At 60.4% G+C, this 16,754-nt stretch carries 16 protein-coding genes; 8 read left to right on the plus strand and 8 right to left on the minus strand.

Annotated features, from left to right (window positions below; translation table 11 throughout):
* The first annotated feature begins 24 nt into the window (after positions 1-24).
* A complete protein-coding gene (locus tag QNH97_RS08350; protein WP_003199385.1) occupies positions 25-594 on the plus strand; it encodes an elongation factor P in 570 nt (189 codons plus the stop codon).
* A 220-nt stretch (positions 595-814) separates the two neighbouring features.
* On the opposite strand, the gene QNH97_RS08355 is transcribed toward QNH97_RS08350, so the two are convergent.
* From QNH97_RS08355 to QNH97_RS08365, 3 genes are all read right to left on the minus strand, one after another.
* The gene (locus QNH97_RS08355) at positions 815-1,828 is read right to left on the minus strand and encodes an alpha/beta hydrolase (RefSeq protein ID WP_283556404.1); all 1,014 of its coding nucleotides are present in this window, start codon (positions 1,826-1,828) and stop codon (positions 815-817) included.
* 35 nt (positions 1,829-1,863) lie between these two features.
* Entirely contained in the window at positions 1,864-2,283 is a 420-nt protein-coding gene (locus tag QNH97_RS08360; RefSeq protein ID WP_109751446.1) for an organic hydroperoxide resistance protein, read from the minus strand.
* Between the two features lie 391 nt (positions 2,284-2,674).
* The gene (locus QNH97_RS08365) at positions 2,675-3,136 is read right to left on the minus strand and encodes a MarR family winged helix-turn-helix transcriptional regulator (protein ID WP_283556405.1); all 462 of its coding nucleotides are present in this window, start codon (positions 3,134-3,136) and stop codon (positions 2,675-2,677) included.
* Positions 3,137-3,282: 146 nt separating this feature from the next.
* Between QNH97_RS08365 and QNH97_RS08370 the strand changes: the two genes are divergently transcribed.
* Positions 3,283-4,032, plus strand: a complete 750-nt coding sequence (locus tag QNH97_RS08370; RefSeq protein ID WP_283556406.1) for a sulfite exporter TauE/SafE family protein — start codon at positions 3,283-3,285, stop codon at positions 4,030-4,032.
* Here the strand turns inward: QNH97_RS08370 and QNH97_RS08375 are convergent.
* The gene (locus QNH97_RS08375) at positions 4,022-4,876 is read right to left on the minus strand and encodes a LysR substrate-binding domain-containing protein (protein WP_283557445.1); all 855 of its coding nucleotides are present in this window, start codon (positions 4,874-4,876) and stop codon (positions 4,022-4,024) included. The genes QNH97_RS08370 and QNH97_RS08375 overlap by 11 nt on opposite strands.
* A 97-nt stretch (positions 4,877-4,973) precedes the next feature.
* On the opposite strand from QNH97_RS08375, the gene QNH97_RS08380 reads away from it, so the two are divergent.
* Both QNH97_RS08380 and QNH97_RS08385 read left to right on the plus strand, forming a co-directional pair.
* Positions 4,974-5,192: a DUF1127 domain-containing protein gene (locus QNH97_RS08380; RefSeq protein WP_003183751.1), complete on the plus strand. Its 219-nt coding sequence runs from the start codon at positions 4,974-4,976 to the stop codon at positions 5,190-5,192.
* Positions 5,193-5,256: 64 nt separating this feature from the next.
* A complete protein-coding gene (locus tag QNH97_RS08385; protein WP_283556407.1) occupies positions 5,257-6,486 on the plus strand; it encodes a winged helix-turn-helix domain-containing protein in 1,230 nt (409 codons plus the stop codon).
* A gap of 133 nt (positions 6,487-6,619) precedes the next feature.
* Here the strand turns inward: QNH97_RS08385 and QNH97_RS08390 are convergent, their stop codons facing one another.
* Positions 6,620-7,966: a class II 3-deoxy-7-phosphoheptulonate synthase gene (locus QNH97_RS08390; protein WP_283556408.1), complete on the minus strand. Its 1,347-nt coding sequence runs from the start codon at positions 7,964-7,966 to the stop codon at positions 6,620-6,622.
* A gap of 153 nt (positions 7,967-8,119) precedes the next feature.
* On the opposite strand from QNH97_RS08390, the gene QNH97_RS08395 reads away from it, so the two are divergent.
* Together QNH97_RS08395 and QNH97_RS08400 are read left to right on the plus strand one after the other, a co-directional pair.
* A complete protein-coding gene (locus tag QNH97_RS08395; RefSeq protein ID WP_283556409.1) occupies positions 8,120-8,875 on the plus strand; it encodes a spermidine synthase in 756 nt (251 codons plus the stop codon).
* 490 nt (positions 8,876-9,365) lie between these two features.
* Positions 9,366-11,039: a DEAD/DEAH box helicase gene (locus tag QNH97_RS08400; RefSeq protein WP_283556410.1), complete on the plus strand. Its 1,674-nt coding sequence runs from the start codon at positions 9,366-9,368 to the stop codon at positions 11,037-11,039.
* 196 nt (positions 11,040-11,235) lie between these two features.
* On the opposite strand, the gene QNH97_RS08405 is transcribed toward QNH97_RS08400, so the two are convergent.
* Positions 11,236-12,003: a DODA-type extradiol aromatic ring-opening family dioxygenase gene (locus tag QNH97_RS08405; RefSeq protein WP_283556411.1), complete on the minus strand. Its 768-nt coding sequence runs from the start codon at positions 12,001-12,003 to the stop codon at positions 11,236-11,238.
* Positions 12,004-12,106: 103 nt separating this feature from the next.
* On the opposite strand from QNH97_RS08405, the gene QNH97_RS08410 reads away from it, so the two are divergent.
* The gene (locus tag QNH97_RS08410; RefSeq protein ID WP_283556412.1) at positions 12,107-12,760 is read left to right on the plus strand and encodes a thiopurine S-methyltransferase; all 654 of its coding nucleotides are present in this window, start codon (positions 12,107-12,109) and stop codon (positions 12,758-12,760) included.
* Positions 12,761-13,627: 867 nt separating this feature from the next.
* Here the strand turns inward: QNH97_RS08410 and htpX are convergent.
* Together htpX and QNH97_RS08420 are read right to left on the minus strand one after the other, a co-directional pair.
* Positions 13,628-14,515, minus strand: a complete 888-nt coding sequence (gene htpX, locus QNH97_RS08415) for a protease HtpX (protein ID WP_186636836.1) — start codon at positions 14,513-14,515, stop codon at positions 13,628-13,630.
* A 302-nt stretch (positions 14,516-14,817) separates the two neighbouring features.
* A complete protein-coding gene (locus tag QNH97_RS08420; RefSeq protein ID WP_025212629.1) occupies positions 14,818-16,029 on the minus strand; it encodes a pyridoxal phosphate-dependent aminotransferase in 1,212 nt (403 codons plus the stop codon).
* 220 nt (positions 16,030-16,249) lie between these two features.
* Between QNH97_RS08420 and msrB the strand changes: the two genes are divergently transcribed.
* Positions 16,250-16,642, plus strand: coding sequence for a peptide-methionine (R)-S-oxide reductase MsrB (gene msrB, locus QNH97_RS08425; protein WP_283556413.1), 393 nt, complete (start codon positions 16,250-16,252; stop codon positions 16,640-16,642).
* Positions 16,643-16,754 lie beyond the last annotated feature (112 nt).

The raw sequence follows: 16,754 nt of genomic DNA on the forward strand, positions 1-16,754 counted from the left end.
CCCATCCAAATTCGGATATTCGCAATGAAAACTGGTAAAGAACTGAAACCCGGGACCGTGATCCGTCTCGAAAACGATCCTTGGCTGGTTCAGAAAGCTGAGTTCACCAAGTCGGGTCGTAACAGCGCGATCATGAAGACCAAGCTGAAGAACCTGCTGACCGGTTACAAGACCGAGATCGTCTACAGCGCCGATGACAAGCTGGACGACGTGATCCTCGACCGCAAAGAAGCGACCCTGTCCTTCATCAGCGGCGACACCTACACGTTCATGGACACCACTGACTACACCATGTACGAGCTGAACGCCGAAGACATCGAAAGCGTTCTGCCGTTCATCGAAGAAGGCATGACCGACGTCTGCGAAGCCGTGTTCTTCGAAGAGCGCCTGGTTTCGGTAGAGCTGCCGACCACCATCGTGCGTCAGGTTGACTACACCGAAGGTTCCGCTCGCGGCGACACTTCCGGCAAGGTGATGAAGCCTGCCAAACTGAAGAACGGTACCGAGCTGTCGGTCGCTGACTTCATCGAAATCGGCGACATGATCGAGATCGATACCCGCGAAGGCGGTTCCTACAAAGGCCGCGCTAAATAAGCGAAGCCTTGTGTATGAAAAAGCCCGACCATTGAGTCGGGCTTTTTTATTCCAAAACTCACACCAATCCCCTGTGGCGAGGGAGCTTGCTCCCGCTGGGCTGCGCAGCAGCCCCAATCCGGGCAACGCGACCTTTCAGTCAAACCGCATTTACCCGTTTACGACTGCTGCGCAGTCGAGCGGGAGCAAGCTCCCTCGCCACAAAGGCTCCGGAGTACCGTCACTTCAGATGCTGCTTGAGCTCTTCGGACGCCTGCAACATCGCCGAACGCACCGCCGGCACCTGGCTCACGACGTTGAGCAAACCATAGTCGTGGATCATGCCGTTGTAGCGCACGGCCGTGACGGGCACGCCGGCCGCGTCCAGTTTGCGCGCATAAGCTTCGCCCTCATCGCGCAACACATCGGCCTCGGCGGTCTGTACCAACGCGGGGGGCAGGCCCTTGAGTTGTGCGGTGGTGGCCCGCAACGGTGAGGCATAGATCTCGCTGCGCTGGCCGGCATCGGTGGTGTAGTTGTCCCAGAACCACTTCATCATGTTTTTGCTGAGGAAGTGTCCTTCGGCGAACTGGTTATAGGACGCTGTCTCGAAACTGGCATCGGTCACTGGCCACAACAGTGCCTGGAAGCGGATCGCCGGGGTGCCTTTGTCCTTGGCCATCAGCGCCACGACGGCCGCCATGTTGCCGCCAACGCTATTGCCTGCCACGGCCAGGCGCTTGCCATCGACATTGATTTGCTTGCCGTGTTCGGCCACCCATTTCGTGGCGGCGTAAGCCTGGTTGATTGCCACTGGGTAATGCGCCTCGGGGGAAGGCGTGTAGTTGACGAACACCGCCACAGCGCCTGATCCGGCCACCAGATCCCGAACCAGTCGTTCGTGGGTCGGGAAGTCCCCCAAGACCCAGCCACCGCCGTGGAAGAACATGAAGGCGGGCAGCTCACCCTTGACCCCGGCCGGGCGGACGATGGTCAGGCTGATCGATTGGCCATCGACCTGGATGGTTTTCTCGCTGACGTCGGCCTTGGGCAGGGTCAGTTTCACACCTGCCTGGGCGCCGACCAGTACGGCACGGGCGTCCTTGGGTGACAGCTGCTCCAGGGGCTTGCCGGTGCCGGCGTTCAGTACATCGAGAAACGCTTGGGTGTTGTGTTCCACGATGTTGTCGGCGAAGGCGCTGCTGACGCTGAGGGCGAGAAGGGTACCGGTCAGGGCTTTGCTGAGTGTGTTCATGTGTGTCTCCTTAGGTTCGGGTCCAGGGTCGGTGGTCAGACGGTCACGTGCAGGCGCACATCAACGTTGCCGCGGGTGGCGTTGGAGTACGGGCAGACTTGGTGAGCAGCTTCCACGAGGCTCTGCGCATCGGCCTGGTCCAGGCCCGGCAGGCTGATGTGCAGGTCAATGTCCAAGCCGAAACCGCCAGGGATCTGGCCGATGCCGACATGGGCAGTGATCGAGGCGTCATCCGGGATTTTGCGTTTGCTTTGGCTGGCAACGAATTTCAGCGCGCCGATGAAGCAGGCCGAGTACCCGGCGGCGAACAGTTGCTCGGGGTTGGTCGCCGCACCGCCAGCACCGCCGAGTTCCTTGGGCGTGGCGAGTTTGACGTCGAGGACGTTGTCGCTGGAGATGGCGCGACCGTCACGGCCGCCGGTGGAGGTTGCGATTGCGGTGTAGAGCGTTTGCATGATGAGAGCCTCGTTTTGGGTTGGATTTTTTGCGCTAAATATTTGCGCGCTAAGTAGGTGTGAGAGAAATGTATAGCGCTAATGTTTGGTGCGCAAGATAATTTTTTGAGGCGAATTGGATTTTCGACGCTGAAAGGGTGTGTAACCCTTGAGCTAGAGCGTTTTAGTGAAGGGATTTTTTTTTGAGATGGGCGAGTTAGCGGTCAGGAAGCGGCAGGACTGCCGCCATCGCGAGCAAGCTCGCTCCCACACTGGATCTTCAGTGACTATAAAGTTTTGCGTTCGACGCAAATCTAATGTGGGAGCTTGCTCGCGATGGCGGTGGGGCTGTGAGAGGTGATTTTGGAGGTGCTGGCGCCATCGCGAGCACGCGCGTTCCCGCAGGGGGCAGTCAGAGGCTGTCTTGCAAATGCCCGCGCAACGCCTGCAGATCAAGCTGCAGCTTCTTCAACTGCTCCAGCGTCTGGCCGCTGGCGGCGAGGATGCATTGGGGGATGTCACGGGCCTTTTCGCGCAGGGCGCGGCCCTGTTCGGTGAGCTCGACAATCACCACCCGTTCGTCTTCACGGCTGCGGGTGCGGCTCAACAGGCCTTCGACCTCGAGCCGTTTGAGCAGCGGGGTCAGCGAGCCGGGGTCGGTGAGCAGGCGGGTGCTGATTTCTCCGACGGTCAAACCGTCCTTCTCCCACAGCACCATCATCGCCAAGTACTGCGGGTAAGTCAGGCCCAAGGCTTGCAGCAACGGCTTATAGACTTTAGTCATCAGCAGCGACGTGGAATGCAGGGCGAAGCAGACCTGGTTGTCGAGCTGCAGGGCTTCGCAGGGTTCGGGGGTGTCACGCGGGGTGCTCATGGCAAGACCTTCAAATCAATGATCGTACAAATCTAGCGGGCGAATCTTTAATGCGCCAGATAATTCTGGTGTTCTGAGCAGATGTTGCGTTTCCTCGCTGGCGCCGACTGCGTAGGATAAGCGCCCTGGCGAGAGGGGAGTCGGCTGTGATCGAATTTGTGATGTTTCTGGTGTTCGGTGCCGTATTGGGCACCCTGGGAGGATTGTTCGGGATCGGTGGTGGGCTGATTGCAATTCCGGTACTGGGCGTATGGTTCGGCCTCGACCAGCAGATTGCCCAAGGAACGGCCCTGGTGATGGTGGTGCCGAACGTGATGCTCGCTTTATGGCGCTATCACCAGCGCAATCGCATCGAATTACGCCATGTCCTGCCACTGGCTTCCATGGGGTTTTGCTTCGCCTGGCTTGGCTCGATCTGGGCCGTCGGCATCGATGCAGACAGCATGCGGATCGGTTTCGTGGCGTTCCTGATTGCGTTGACTGTCTACAACCTTGTCCGCATGTTCGCCGTCACTGCGCCGGCTTCGGCGCAAATGCGCTATGGCTGGCCATGGCTCGGCGTGCTGGGGGCGGCGGCGGGAACCATGGGGGGGCTGTTCGGTGTCGGCGGGGCGGTTGTCGCGACGCCGTTCCTGACCAGCGTGTTTGGCACCACCCAGGTGGTGGCCCAAGGGTTGTCCCTGGCGCTGGCCTTGCCCAGTACCGGCGTGACCCTCGCCACTTATGCATTTCACCAGGAGGTCGACTGGGGGATCGGCCTGCCGTTGGCCGTCGGTGGCCTGCTGAGCATCAGTTGGGGGGTGAAAGTCGCCCACGCCTTGCCGGAGCGGCTGCTGCGCGGGCTGTTCTGCGGTTTCCTGGTGCTGTGCGCGGTGCTGCTCGCCTTTAAAGTTTGAAACCTTCGACGATGTGCTCGGCCAGGCATTCGGTAATCGGCGACGGATTGTGCAGGTTGCGGATCAGCATGATGCTGGCCTCGGGCAGTTCCGGCAGGTCCTCGGCCTTGCCCAGTACGCGCATGTCCGGGGGCAGCAGGCTTTCCAGTTGTGCAGTGATCGCCAGGCCCGCACCCACCACGGCCATGAGCGCCGACAGGCTGGAGCTGTTGTACGCCACGCGATAATCGCGGCCCATGGCATCCAGCGCATTGCAGGCCCATTGCCGGCAGAAACAGTCACTGTTGAACATCGCCAGCGGCAACGGTGTTTTTTCGTGGACGTTGAAGCACGCGGCTTCGGCCCAGACAAAACGTTCCTTGCGTAGCAACTGGCCGATTTCGTCCCCCGGTTTGCGGGTGACGATGGACAGGTCCAGGTCCTGGCGCTGCAGCAACTGCTTGGATGATTCGCAGTGCACTTCAATTTCGATCAGGGGATAGAACTGGGCGAAGCGCTGCAGGATCCCGGGCAGGAATCGCATCACATAGTCGTCCGGCGTGCCGATGCGCACTGTGCCGACCATGTGCGGTTCGCGCAGGGTATTGAACACTTCGCTGTGCAGCTTGAGGATTCGCCGGGCGTAACCCAGCAACACCTGGCCTTCAGCGGTGAGCTTGACCTGGCGGCCGTCACGCTCGAACAGGCGCCGCTGCAATACATCCTCTTCCAGCCGCTTCATCTGCATGCTGACGGCGGACTGCGTGCGATTGACCAACTCACCGGCTCGAGTGAAACCGCCCTGGTCAGCGATGGCGACAAAGGTGCGCAGCACTTCGGTATCAATGCTCGGGTAACTCGACAATTGATCAATCTCCGAGATGTATTGCATAAGAAACATTCGTTGGATTGATCTTAGCGTTAGCGCGAGACTTGAGCCATCCCCAACGGAGGACATCACGATGAAAGGTCAAAAAGGTTATCTACTGATAGAAAAACTCTCCCATGGCTTCTCGGTCAGCGCCCTGTTGCACAAGTTTAGCCGCTGGTACGAATTGCACCATGAACGGGAGTTGCTCGCCGGCATGAGCGACGAGGCGCTCAAGGACATCGGCGTCAGCCGTGCCGACGTGGAACAGGAAGTGGTTCGACCATTCTGGGATGACCCAATGCACAAATGAGCCATCCTTCCCTACACAAACCCCTTATCGGTGAGGTAGGTTGCGAGCAGACAAGGAGATCTCCATGCCCGCGACTGTGTCCTTTACCCTCAAACAGGCCCGGCGTCTGGCGTTGGCCGCCCAAGGATTCGATGGACGGTCTTCGCCAGCTTCGGTGCAACCCTCCCGCCTCAATCGCCTGATCGAACGCCTCGGCGTCCTGCAGATCGACTCAGTCAATGCACTGGTGCGCTCGCATTACCTCCCACTGTTCTCCCGTCTCGGTCACTACAGTCCCGATTTGCTCGATCAAGCGGCCTGGAGCCAAGGGCGACGTCGCACGCTGTTTGAGTATTGGGGCCATGAAGCCTCGCTGCTGCCGATGTCCATGTATCCGCTGATGCGCTGGCGCATGGCCCGTGCCTCCCGTGGCGAAGGTATTTATCAGCAGTTGGCGCGTTTCGGTCATGAACGTCAGGATGTCATCCGCCGTGTCCTGGCGTCAGTTCGGGAGCAGGGCGCCATCGGTGCGGGCAGCTTGTCCACGCGCCAGGAGAAGGCCGGGCCCTGGTGGGACTGGAGCGCCGAAAAGCATGCGCTGGAATGGCTGTTCGCCGCCGGCGAAGTCACCGTGGCGGGGCGTCGCGGGTTCGAGCGGCTCTACGACTTGCCGGAACGGGTGTTCCCCGCCTCGGTCCTGCAACAAACGCTGCCCGACGAGGCCCAGGCTCAGCGCGCCTTGTTGCTGCATGCCGCCGAGGCCTTGGGCGTCGCTACCGAAAAAGACCTGCGCGACTACTTTCGCCTGGATCCTGCCGACAGCCGTGGACGCTTGGCGGAGTTGGAAGAGGCCGGCGAACTGTTGCGCTGTGAGGTGCAAGGCTGGAAGCAACCGGCCTGGTGTCGACCTGCGGCGAAGATCCCTCGCAAAGTGGCCGCCAGTGCCTTGCTGTCACCCTTCGATTCGCTGGTCTGGGAGCGCGGCCGTACCGAGCGGCTGTTCGATTTCCGCTATCGGCTGGAGATCTACACCCCTGCCCACAAACGGGTGTACGGCTATTACGTATTGCCGTTTTTGCACAATGAACGCATTGCGGCTCGGGTGGACCTGCGGGCGGAGCGGGCCCTGGGCCGGTTGGCGGTGCATGCGGTGCATGAGGAAGAGCCGGGGCTGGACGAGGAGGGGGTGCAGGCTTTGGCGATTAACCTGCGGCGCATGGCCGGCTGGCTGGGGCTGGAGCGGGTCCAGCTTAACTGTCAGCGGGTGGGTGGGGTTCGGTTGGCGGTGGCGTTGGCTCAGATCGGTGGTGACTGAGCGGGCCCCTTCGCGAGCAGGCTCGCTCCCACAGTTGATCTTCAGTGAACGCTATGTTGTGTTCAACATAAATCAATGTGGGAGCGAGCTTGCTCGCGATAGCGATAAGTCAGTCGCTACAAAACCGACTGACTCACCGCCGAACCTGCTTCAACGTCTCGGCAATCAAGAACGCCAGCTCCAGCGACTGATCGGCATTCATCCGTGGATCGCAGTGGGTGTGATAACGGTCCGACAGCCCATCCTCGGTGATCGGTCGCGCGCCGCCGATGCATTCGGTGACGTTTTGCCCGGTCATTTCGATGTGAATCCCGCCGGCATAGGTGCCTTCGGCTTCGTGGACCTGGAAGAACTGCTTCACTTCGCCGAGGATCTGCGCGAAGTCCCGGGTCTTATAGCCGCTGCTGGCCTTGATGGTGTTGCCATGCATCGGGTCGGAACTCCACAACACCTGCTTGCCTTCGCGCTGCACGGCGCGCAACAGCGGCGGCAGGTGATCGCAGACCTTGTTCGCGCCCATTCGCGCGATCAGGTTTAGCCGGCCCGGGTCGTTGTCCGGGTTGAGCACGTCGATCAGGCGGATCAGGTCGTCAGGATCCATGGTCGGGCCCACCTTCACTCCGATCGGGTTGTTTACCCCGCGCAGGAATTCGACATGGGCACCGTCCAATTGCCGGGTGCGATCACCGATCCACAGCATGTGGGCCGAGCAGTCGTAGTAGTCGTTGGTCAGGCTGTCGCGGCGCACGAAGGCTTCTTCGTAATTGAGCAGCAGCGCTTCGTGGGCGGTGAAGAAACTGGTTTCGCGCAACTGCGGCGAACTGTCCATGCCGCAGGCACGCATGAACGCCAGCGTTTCGTCGATGCGGTCGGCCAGGTGGCTGTACTTTTCCGCCAGGGCCGAATTGGCGATGAAATCCAGGTTCCACTTGTGCACCTGGTGCAGGTCGGCGAATCCACCCTGGGCGAAGGCCCGCAGCAGGTTCAAGGTGGCGGTGGACTGGTGGTAGGACTGCAACAGCCGCTCCGGGTCCGGGACGCGGCTTTTTTCGTCGAAACCGATGCCGTTGACGATATCGCCCCGGTAGGCCGGCAGGGTCACGCCATCAATGGTTTCATCATTGGCCGAGCGCGGCTTGGCGAACTGCCCGGCCATGCGCCCGACCTTGACCACGGGGCAGCCGGCGGCAAACGTCATGACGATCGCCATTTGCAGCAACACCTTGAAGGTATCGCGGATCTTCGCCGCGGAGAACTCGGCAAAGCTTTCGGCGCAGTCGCCGCCCTGGAGCAGGAAGGCCCGACCCTGGGTCACCTCGGCGAACTGACGGCGCAACTCCCGGGCTTCACCGGCAAACACCAATGGCGGATAACTGGCCAGGGTCTGCTCCACTCGCAGCAGGTTCGCCGCGTCGGGGTATCGGGGTTGTTGCTGGATCGGCAGGGCGCGCCAGCTGTCAGGGCTCCAGGGTTGGCTCATCATGATCTCTAGGTGGTTACGCTCGGACCGCCATGTTATCAGCAATTAGTGCGTGACCTGTTTGCGTCGCTTCGCGGACAATCACGCCTTTGCCCCGTTTGCGCACAGGTCCAGCGCGTTGCCGCAGCCGTCCGGCGGCCATCAGGAGATGAAATGACAGAGGAACGCGTCGAGCATCTGCTCGCCGAGGTGCACGATGAGTTCGGCATGATCCGAGTACTCGAGGTGGCCGACTACCGGTTTCTTGAATTCGGCGATGCCATCGAGCAGAGCTGCGTGTTCACGGCTGACCCGAGCTGGCTGGAGTATGACTACACCCGTGCCATGCTGATTGGTGCGTTGTGTCATGAGCAGCCGGAGAGCGCCCTGTTCCTGGGGTTGGGTGCCGGTACGCTGACCCAGGCCTGCCTCAAGTTCCTGCCGCTGGAAGACGTCGAGGCCATCGAACTGCGCCCCGATGTTCCGCGCCTGGCCATCGAATACCTGGGGCTGGACGACGATCCTCGGCTGTACATTCGCATCGGCGATGCCCTGGAGCTGCTTGAGACCGCCGAGCCTGCGGATCTGATTTTCGTCGACCTTTATACCGATGTGGGCCCTGGCGTCGGCCACCTGGCCTGGCGTTTCCTGGAAAATTGCCAGAAGCGCCTCAATCCCGGCGGCTGGCTGGTGATCAACCAATGGGCCACCGATGACGGCAAACCCTTGGGCGCGGCGCTGCTGCGTGGCTTGTACCACCGGCACTATTGGGAACTGCCGGTGAAAGAGGGCAACGTGATCCTGATCGTGCCGGCGGACCTGGACCAGATACTGGACATGGAAGGCCTGGTCGCCCGGGCTGAAGGGCTGGCGCCGCGGTTGGGGTACTCGTTGCAGTCGTTGATCAAGGCGATCCGGCCGGCGACTTGATCAAGGGAGCCCCAAAATCCTTCTGAGGAGTGAGCTTCCCTGGTGGCGAGGGAGCTTGCTCCCGCTGGGTCGCGAAGCGGCCCCTTCGATTTCAGCTATCCACCCAGGCGTCTGCTTCGCAGCCGAGCGGGAGCAAGCTCCCTCGCCACAAGGGCATCGCCGTCTGAAGGTAAATCGTTTTAGCAGACTGCCCCAAGGCCTTCTGGCAGAGAGCCCCGTACTGGGCTTTACGATAAAAAAAGCTCCCTTTTCGGGCGAATTCCGGTATAGTGCGCGCCGGCCTTTAGCCGGGCCGCGTCAAGGTAGCGCAATTCTCCGAAGTCAGCTTCGGCTGCATGTCCGCACAACGGATGCTTCCACGACGTTCTTTTTCATTCATTCGTTTTCGCAAATCCCCGCCGACAAAGCAGCCAGGGCGACTCTTGAGTCTCAACACGGCACGCGCAGCTTTGGAGCATGGGTCTTTGCGGATGCACTTAGAGGCAGACCCATGACCCAGGAAACCGGCGGCTTCGCCGCTTTTAATCTCAATCCGAACATTCTTGCAGCCGTCATTGCGACCGGCTACGAAGAACCTTCGGCTATCCAGCAGCAATCGATCCCGATCATCATGGCCGGCCACGACATGATTGGTCAGGCGCAAACCGGTACGGGTAAAACCGCCGCGTTCGCCCTGCCGATCCTGCATCGCATCGATCCTGCCAAGCGCGAGCCGCAAGCCCTGATCCTGGCGCCAACCCGTGAGTTGGCGCTGCAAGTAGCTACCGCTTTCGAAACCTACGCCAAGCAAATGCCTGGCGTTACCGTTGTGGCCGTTTACGGCGGCGCCCCGATGGGCCCACAACTGAAAGCTATCCGTAATGGCGCGCAGATCGTTGTCGCCACTCCGGGTCGTCTGTGCGACCACCTGCGTCGTGACGAGAAAGTATTGGCTACCGTGAACCACCTGGTTCTCGACGAAGCCGACGAGATGCTCAAGCTCGGTTTCATGGATGACCTGGAAGTCATCTTCAAGGCCCTGCCAGCGACCCGTCAGACTGTATTGTTCTCGGCCACCCTGCCGCAGTCGATCCGTGCCATTGCCGAGCGCCACCTGCGCGATCCGCAACACGTGAAGATCCAGACCAAGACCCAGACCGTCACCGCGATCGAGCAGGCTCACCTGCTGGTTCACGCCGACCAGAAGACCTCGGCTGTACTGAGCCTGCTGGAAGTCGAGGATTTCGACGCGCTGATCATGTTCGTGCGCACCAAGCAAGCGACCCTGGACCTGGCCAGCGCCCTGGAAGCCAAAGGCTACAAAGCCGCTGCGCTGAACGGTGACATTGCCCAGAACCAGCGTGAACGCGTGATCGAATCCCTCAAGGATGGCCGCCTGGACATCGTTGTGGCAACCGACGTCGCCGCCCGTGGCCTGGACGTTCCGCGCATCACCCACGTGTTCAACGTGGACATGCCGTACGATCCAGAGTCCTACGTTCACCGCATCGGCCGTACCGGCCGTGCTGGTCGCGAAGGTCGTGCGCTGCTGCTGGTCACCCCGCGTGAGCGCCGCATGCTGCAGGTGATCGAGCGTGTGACGGGTCAGAAGGTGGCTGAAGTTCGCCTGCCGGATGCCCAAGCCGTTCTCGATGCCCGCATCAAGAAACTGACCAACAGCCTGTCGCCGCTGGTGGCTGACGCCGAATCGACCCACGGTGATCTGCTCGATCGCCTGACCGCCGACATCGGTTGCACTCCGCGCGCCCTGGCCGCTGCTCTGCTGCGCAAGGCCACCAATGGCCAAGCGCTGACCCTGGCTGCGATCGAGAAGGAACGCCCACTGGTGCCGAACAACGCACCGCGTGGTGACCGTCCTGAGCGTACCGGTGATCGTCCGGACCGTGGTGATCGCGAGCGTCGTGCGCCGATCCCGCTGGCCGAAGGCCGTGCTCGCTGCCGCACCGCGCTGGGTGCCCGTGACGGCATCGCTGCCAAGAACCTGCTGGGGGCCATCCTCAACGAAGGCGGTCTGGCACGCGAAGCCATCGGTCGCATCCAGGTGCGTGACAGCTTCAGCCTGGTAGAGCTGCCGGAAGATGGTCTGGAGAAGTTGCTGACCAAGCTGAAGGACACCCGCGTAGCTGGCAAGCAGCTCAAGCTGCGTCGCTATCGCGAAGATTGATCGGCTCTTGGGCTGATTGATCGAACATAAAAAATCCCCGACTGGTTCGGGGATTTTTTATGCCTGGTGTTTGGTGTGCCTTCAGGGGGAGTGGGGTGGAGGCCAATCGCGAGCTCGCTCCCACATTGGATTTCGGTGTTCACAAAACCCCTGTGGGAGCGAGCTTGCTCGCGATTAAAGCGACGCGGTCCATGAGTCAATCGAACCGATAAATGTCCATCCCCAGCGTCCCCATCGTGAACCCCGCATGGGTAACGCTGAATGTCCCACCAGCGCCCCGGGCAAAATACAGCGGCAACAGGTGCTCGTCGCTGGGGTGGCTGCGCACGGCGTTCGGTGCCTGGTGACGGTAATCATGCAGCGCAGCTTCATCGTTCGCCGCTAGCTTCTCAACGATCCAGTCGCGAAAGGATTTCGCCCAGGGCTCGATGCTTTCAGGGCCGGCATTCCAGTCCAGATCGCCCAAGTTATGGGTGATGCTGCCAGAGCCGATCAGCAAGACACCCTGTTGGCGCAGGCTGGCCAGGGCTTGGCCGACCTGCGTCTGCAACGCCGGTCCCTGGCGACTGGGCAAGGAAATCTGCACCACTGGGATGTCCGCTTCGGGGTACATCAAGGAAAGCGGCACCCAAACGCCGTGATCGGAGGGGCGTTGAGGGTCGAGGCGTGCTGGCAGGTGCGCGGCATTGAGCAACTCTGCTACGCGTGCAGCCAGTTGCGGATCGCCCGGTGCGGGGTACTGCACTTCATACAGTGCCGGTGGAAAACCGCCGAAATCGTGCCAGGTACGCGGTTGTGGATTCGCGCTGACCACCAGCTCATTGCTTTCCCAGTGGGCGGACACGATGACGATCGCTTTAGGTCGAGGCAATTGGGCGGCGAGGCGGGTCAGTGCCGGGCCGCTCTCGCCGGGTTCCAAAGCCAGCATGGGTGAGCCATGGGAGATAAACAGGCTGGGCAGCATGAACGGGCTCCTGAGCGTTAAGATGGTGTCATCTTCCGCCAGGTCAATGATCTAAATCTAATATAAGTTTTAGCCCGTTTTGATCGAATTTTTGGAGTGAATCATGGAGCCGGAGTTTTGGCATAAGCGCTGGTCATCGAATCAGATCGGATTTCACTTGCCGGACGTGAACCCCTATCTGCAACATTTCTGGCCGCAACTGGGATTGGCCCAGGGCAGTCGAGTCCTGGTGCCCCTGTGCGGGAAAACCCTGGATCTGTTGTGGCTCGCCCATCAGGGGTATTCGGTATTGGGCGTGGAGCTGTCGGAAAAAGCCATTGTCGATTTTTTCCTCGAGCATCAGCTTGAGCCGAGCGTGGATGAAGAGGGCGCTTTCAAGGTGTTCCGTGCCGGTGACATTGAGATCCGCTGCGGTGATTTCTTTGCCTTGGGTACGCAGGAGGTGGCCGGTTGCACCGCGTTGTACGACCGCGCGGCGTTGATCGCCTTGCCTGTGCCAATGCGAGAGCGCTATGCGGCCCATTTGCAGAACATCATGCCGGAGTGCGCGGGACTGTTGATCACCCTGGATTACGATCAGGCGCAAATGCCCGGGCCACCGTTTTCCGTCGGGGATGACGAAGTGCAGCGGCTGCTGGGAGATGCCTGGCGGCTGGAGGTTTTGCAGGAGCAGGATGTGCTGGGTGAGAGCTGGAAGTTCTTGCAGGCTGGGGTGACGCGGCTGGATGAGCGGGTGTATCGGATTTCCATGGGTTAAGGGGGCTCTTTACGGATGCGGGTGTATATCCGTTGCTGCGGTAACGGCCACTGGCGGTTCCGCTCTTACAGCGGGTCACTTTTGGAAGAGCGGGGGGAGAGCGCCAAAAGTAACCAAAAGCGCTTTGCCCCACCACTTGGTGCCCACTGCGCAATGCCTGCGTTCGGCCAGCGTGGTTAACGGGGCGCCGAAGATCAAAAGCCGAAGCGAGGCGGCCTTATAGCCGACCTAGTTCGGAGTGAACGCGTTCCTCCTGTGGGAGCGAGCTTGCTCGCGAAGGCGACGTCACTGTTGATGAAGATGTTGAATGGGCTGGCCTCATCGCGAGCAAGCTCGCTCCCACAGTTTTTTGTGTCGTATGCAGATGCTGTGAACACCCACAACCCCCATGTGGGAGCGAGCTTGCTCGCGATAGCGGTGGTTCAGCCACATAGATGCTGGATATACCCTGCTCTTGCTCTGCTTTAGATCTTGATCTTGATCTTGATCTGGAGGCCCCGTTAAACCACGCTGGCCGAACGCAGGCATTGCGCAGTGGGCATCCCGGCATGGATGCCGGGATAGCCGCGCTGGGCCATGGATGGCCCTTCGCGGCGGGCCCACGGAGCAATGCCGGAGTGAGGGCATGCCGAGCCTAGGCGAGGCACCGAGTGGTGGGGCTAAAGCGTTTTGCTTACTTTTGCGCTTCTCAAAAGTGAGCCGCTGTAAGAGCGGAACCGTAAGTAGCCGTTACCGAAGAAACGGATATACACACGAACTATAACCATAAATACGTGCCCCAAAAAAACGGCGCTTCCCCCCGCAGGAAGAAGCACCGTTTTTTCTTAGAGTGAACAGCTTTGCCGCAGGTCTACAAAGCCTGCACGATTAGCCGCGACGACGCAGTGCGTCAATACGCTCTTCCAGCGGCGGATGACTCATGAACATGCGCGCCAGGCCCTGTTTGACGCCACCGTTGATACCAAAGGCATTCAGGGTGTCGGGCATGTGGACTGGCAAGCCTTGCTCGGCGCGCAGGCGTTGCAGGGCGCCGATCATGGCGCTGGTGCCCGCCAGGCGTGCACCAGCGTCGTCAGCCCGGAACTCGCGTTTGCGCGAGAACCACATGACGATGGCGCTGGCGAGAATGCCCAGCACCAGCTCGGCAAAAATGGTTGCCACGTAATAGGCGATACCCTGGCCTTCTTCATTCTTGAAGATCACCTTGTCGACGAAGTTGCCGATGATGCGGGCGAAGAACATCACGAAGGTGTTCACTACGCCCTGGATCAACGCCAGGGTCACCATGTCGCCGTTGGCGACGTGGCCGATCTCGTGGGCCAGCACCGCCTTGACTTCATCGGGTGAAAACCGCTCGAGCAGACCCTGGCTGACTGCGACCAGTGCATCGTTCTTGTTCCAGCCGGTGGCGAAGGCGTTGGCCTCGTAGGCCGGGAAAATCCCGACTTCCGGCATTTTGATACCGGCTTCGCGAGACAGCTGCTCGACGGTTTGCAGCAGCCATTGTTCGTGGCGAGTGCGCGGCTGGCTGATGATCTGGGTGCTGGTGCTCATCTTCGCCATCCACTTGGAGATGAACAGCGAGAACAGGGAACCGGCGAAACCGAACACCGCACAGAAGATCAGCAGCTGATTGAGGTTGAGGTCAACCCCATTGGCCGCCATGAACCCGTTGAAGCCAAAAAGGCTCAGGGTGATGCTGGCAATCAGCACGACCGCCAGGTTAGTGGCCAAAAACAGCAGGATGCGCATCATGGTTGTGGAAATCTCCTCATGCTAAAAATGTAGCGTCATGCGGGGTATATAAGGTGCCGCCGCAGGCTATTCAACTCACTGACTATTTCAAACTGTGTCCTACAGGCGTCCTAAATGTTTGAAAGACTTTTCTGAAAGTGATCGTGGAAAAGAAATGTAGTGCCTGTACCCCGTGAACGTTGAGCCCGGGCGCCCCTCGGCTGCCCAGCCCCCAGTGTAGAAGGCCGGCCGGAACTGGCGGAACAGATATGTTGCTGAATCAAACAGCGTGCGAGGCAAGGACGTCTCGCACGCCGTGGGGTTTACTGGCGGTAGGACTTGAGGAAGTTGCCGATGCGACCGATAGCCTGGTCGAGATCATCGACCCGCGGCAGGGTCACGACGCGGAAGTGATCCGGCCACGGCCAGTTGAAAGCAGTGCCTTGGACCACCAGCAGTTTCTCGGACAGCAGCAGGTCGAGTACGAACTTTTCATCGTTGTGGATCGGGCAGACCTTCGGGTCGATCCGCGGGAAGGCATACAGCGCACCCATCGGCTTGACGCAGCTGACGCCGGGAATGTCGTTGAGCAGTTCCCAGGTACGGTTGCGTTGTTCCAGCAAGCGGCCCTGGGGCAGGACCAGATCGTTGATGCTCTGGTAGCCGCCTAGCGCGGTCTGGATCGCGTGTTGGCTCGGGACGTTGGCACACAGGCGCATGTTGGCCAGCATGTCGATGCCTTCGATATAGCTCTGGGCGTGATGCTTGGGCCCGGTAATGACGATCCAGCCGGAGCGGAAACCGGCGACCCGATAGGACTTGGACAGGCCGTTGAAGGTCAGGCACAGCAGGTCCGGTGCCAGGGAGGCGGTGCAGATGTGCACGGCATCGTCGTAGAGGATCTTGTCGTAGATCTCGTCGGAAAACACCACCAGGTTGTGCTGGCGGGCCAGTTCCAGCATGCCCAGCAGCACTTCCCTGGAGTACACCGCGCCGGTCGGGTTGTTCGGGTTGATGATCACCAGCGCCTTGGTATTGGGCGTGATCTTGGCCTTGATATCCGCCAGGTCAGGGAACCAGTTGGCCTGCTCGTCGCACAGGTAATGCACCGGGTTACCGCCGGACAGGCTCACGGCGGCGGTCCACAATGGGTAGTCCGGCGCCGGCACCAGCACTTCATCGCCGTTGTTGAGCAGGGCCTGCATCGACATCACGATCAGCTCGGAAACGCCGTTACCCAGGTAGATGTCTTCGATACCGACACCTTCGACCTGCTTCTGCTGGTAGTACTGCATCACAGCCTTGCGGGCGCTGAACAGGCCCTTGGAATCGCTGTAGCCCTGGGCGGTTGGCAGGTTGCGGATGACGTCCTGGAGAATTTCATCGGGCGCTTCGAAACCAAAGGGGGCCGGGTTGCCGATGTTCAGCTTGAGGATGCGATGGCCTTCCTCTTCCAGGCGTTTGGCGTGCTTGAGCACCGGGCCGCGAATGTCGTAGCAGACGTTGGCGAGCTTGTTCGATTTGCTGACCTGCATGGCGATGTGTTCCCGAAAATGAACGATCCAGGCGGCGTATGAACTACCGTACTGGGGATCCTGCGTCTGTGCCCAGGCCTGACGCGGTACATGCGTGACAATCCGTTTGAATGCGCATGACGTGACTGCCAGACTGGCGTCTGACGAGGCGCAATCATACGTGCCGCCCGATCTGCTTAAAAGCGTCGGATCGGGCTTTTTCAATTGCCGAGGTAGGACGATGGAAAAGTTGGAAAGAACCCTTGAAGAATGGCGCGCCATGCTCGACCCGGAGCAGTACAACGTCTGTCGGTTGAAGGGCACCGAACGGCCATTCTCCGGTAAATACAACGCCACCAAGACCGACGGTGTGTACCACTGTATCTGCTGCAACGAACCGCTGTTCGATTCGCAGACCAAATTCGATTCCGGCTGTGGCTGGCCGAGTTTCTACGCGCCGATCGAGGGCAGCGCGGTGGTGGAGGTGCGCGATGTCAGCCACGGCATGATCCGCACCGAAGTGGTCTGCGCCCAATGCGACGCCCACCTGGGCCACGTCTTCCCTGACGGCCCGCCGCCCACGGGCCTGCGTTACTGCATCAACTCGGTGTGCCTGGATCTCGTGCCCCGCTAGGTACTGTTTGGATCGGGAACAGGCTCACCTGTGGCGAGGGAGCTTGCTCCCGCTGGGCGGCGTAGCCGCCCCCAATAAGGGTTGACGCGGTCTTCCAGGGCAATCGCGTCAG

Origin of the sequence: Pseudomonas sp. G2-4 (assembly GCF_030064125.1) — a bacterium.
GTDB lineage: Bacteria > Pseudomonadota > Gammaproteobacteria > Pseudomonadales > Pseudomonadaceae > Aquipseudomonas.

Excerpts from the sequence above, each read along its gene's own strand:
- QNH97_RS08350 (WP_003199385.1), top strand. The coding sequence starts at position 25 with ATGAAAACTGGTAAAGAACTGAAACCCGGGACCGTGATCCGTCTCGAA.
- QNH97_RS08355 (WP_283556404.1), bottom strand. The coding sequence starts at position 1,828 with ATGAACACACTCAGCAAAGCCCTGACCGGTACCCTTCTCGCCCTCAGC.
- QNH97_RS08360 (WP_109751446.1), bottom strand. The coding sequence starts at position 2,283 with ATGCAAACGCTCTACACCGCAATCGCAACCTCCACCGGCGGCCGTGAC.
- QNH97_RS08365 (WP_283556405.1), bottom strand. The coding sequence starts at position 3,136 with ATGAGCACCCCGCGTGACACCCCCGAACCCTGCGAAGCCCTGCAGCTC.
- QNH97_RS08380 (WP_003183751.1), top strand. The coding sequence starts at position 4,974 with ATGAAAGGTCAAAAAGGTTATCTACTGATAGAAAAACTCTCCCATGGC.
- QNH97_RS08385 (WP_283556407.1), top strand. The coding sequence starts at position 5,257 with ATGCCCGCGACTGTGTCCTTTACCCTCAAACAGGCCCGGCGTCTGGCG.
- QNH97_RS08390 (WP_283556408.1), bottom strand. The coding sequence starts at position 7,966 with ATGAGCCAACCCTGGAGCCCTGACAGCTGGCGCGCCCTGCCGATCCAG.
- QNH97_RS08395 (WP_283556409.1), top strand. The coding sequence starts at position 8,120 with ATGACAGAGGAACGCGTCGAGCATCTGCTCGCCGAGGTGCACGATGAG.
- QNH97_RS08400 (WP_283556410.1), top strand. The coding sequence starts at position 9,366 with ATGACCCAGGAAACCGGCGGCTTCGCCGCTTTTAATCTCAATCCGAAC.
- QNH97_RS08405 (WP_283556411.1), bottom strand. The coding sequence starts at position 12,003 with ATGCTGCCCAGCCTGTTTATCTCCCATGGCTCACCCATGCTGGCTTTG.
- QNH97_RS08410 (WP_283556412.1), top strand. The coding sequence starts at position 12,107 with ATGGAGCCGGAGTTTTGGCATAAGCGCTGGTCATCGAATCAGATCGGA.
- htpX (WP_186636836.1), bottom strand. The coding sequence starts at position 14,515 with ATGATGCGCATCCTGCTGTTTTTGGCCACTAACCTGGCGGTCGTGCTG.
- QNH97_RS08420 (WP_025212629.1), bottom strand. The coding sequence starts at position 16,029 with ATGCAGGTCAGCAAATCGAACAAGCTCGCCAACGTCTGCTACGACATT.
- msrB (WP_283556413.1), top strand. The coding sequence starts at position 16,250 with ATGGAAAAGTTGGAAAGAACCCTTGAAGAATGGCGCGCCATGCTCGAC.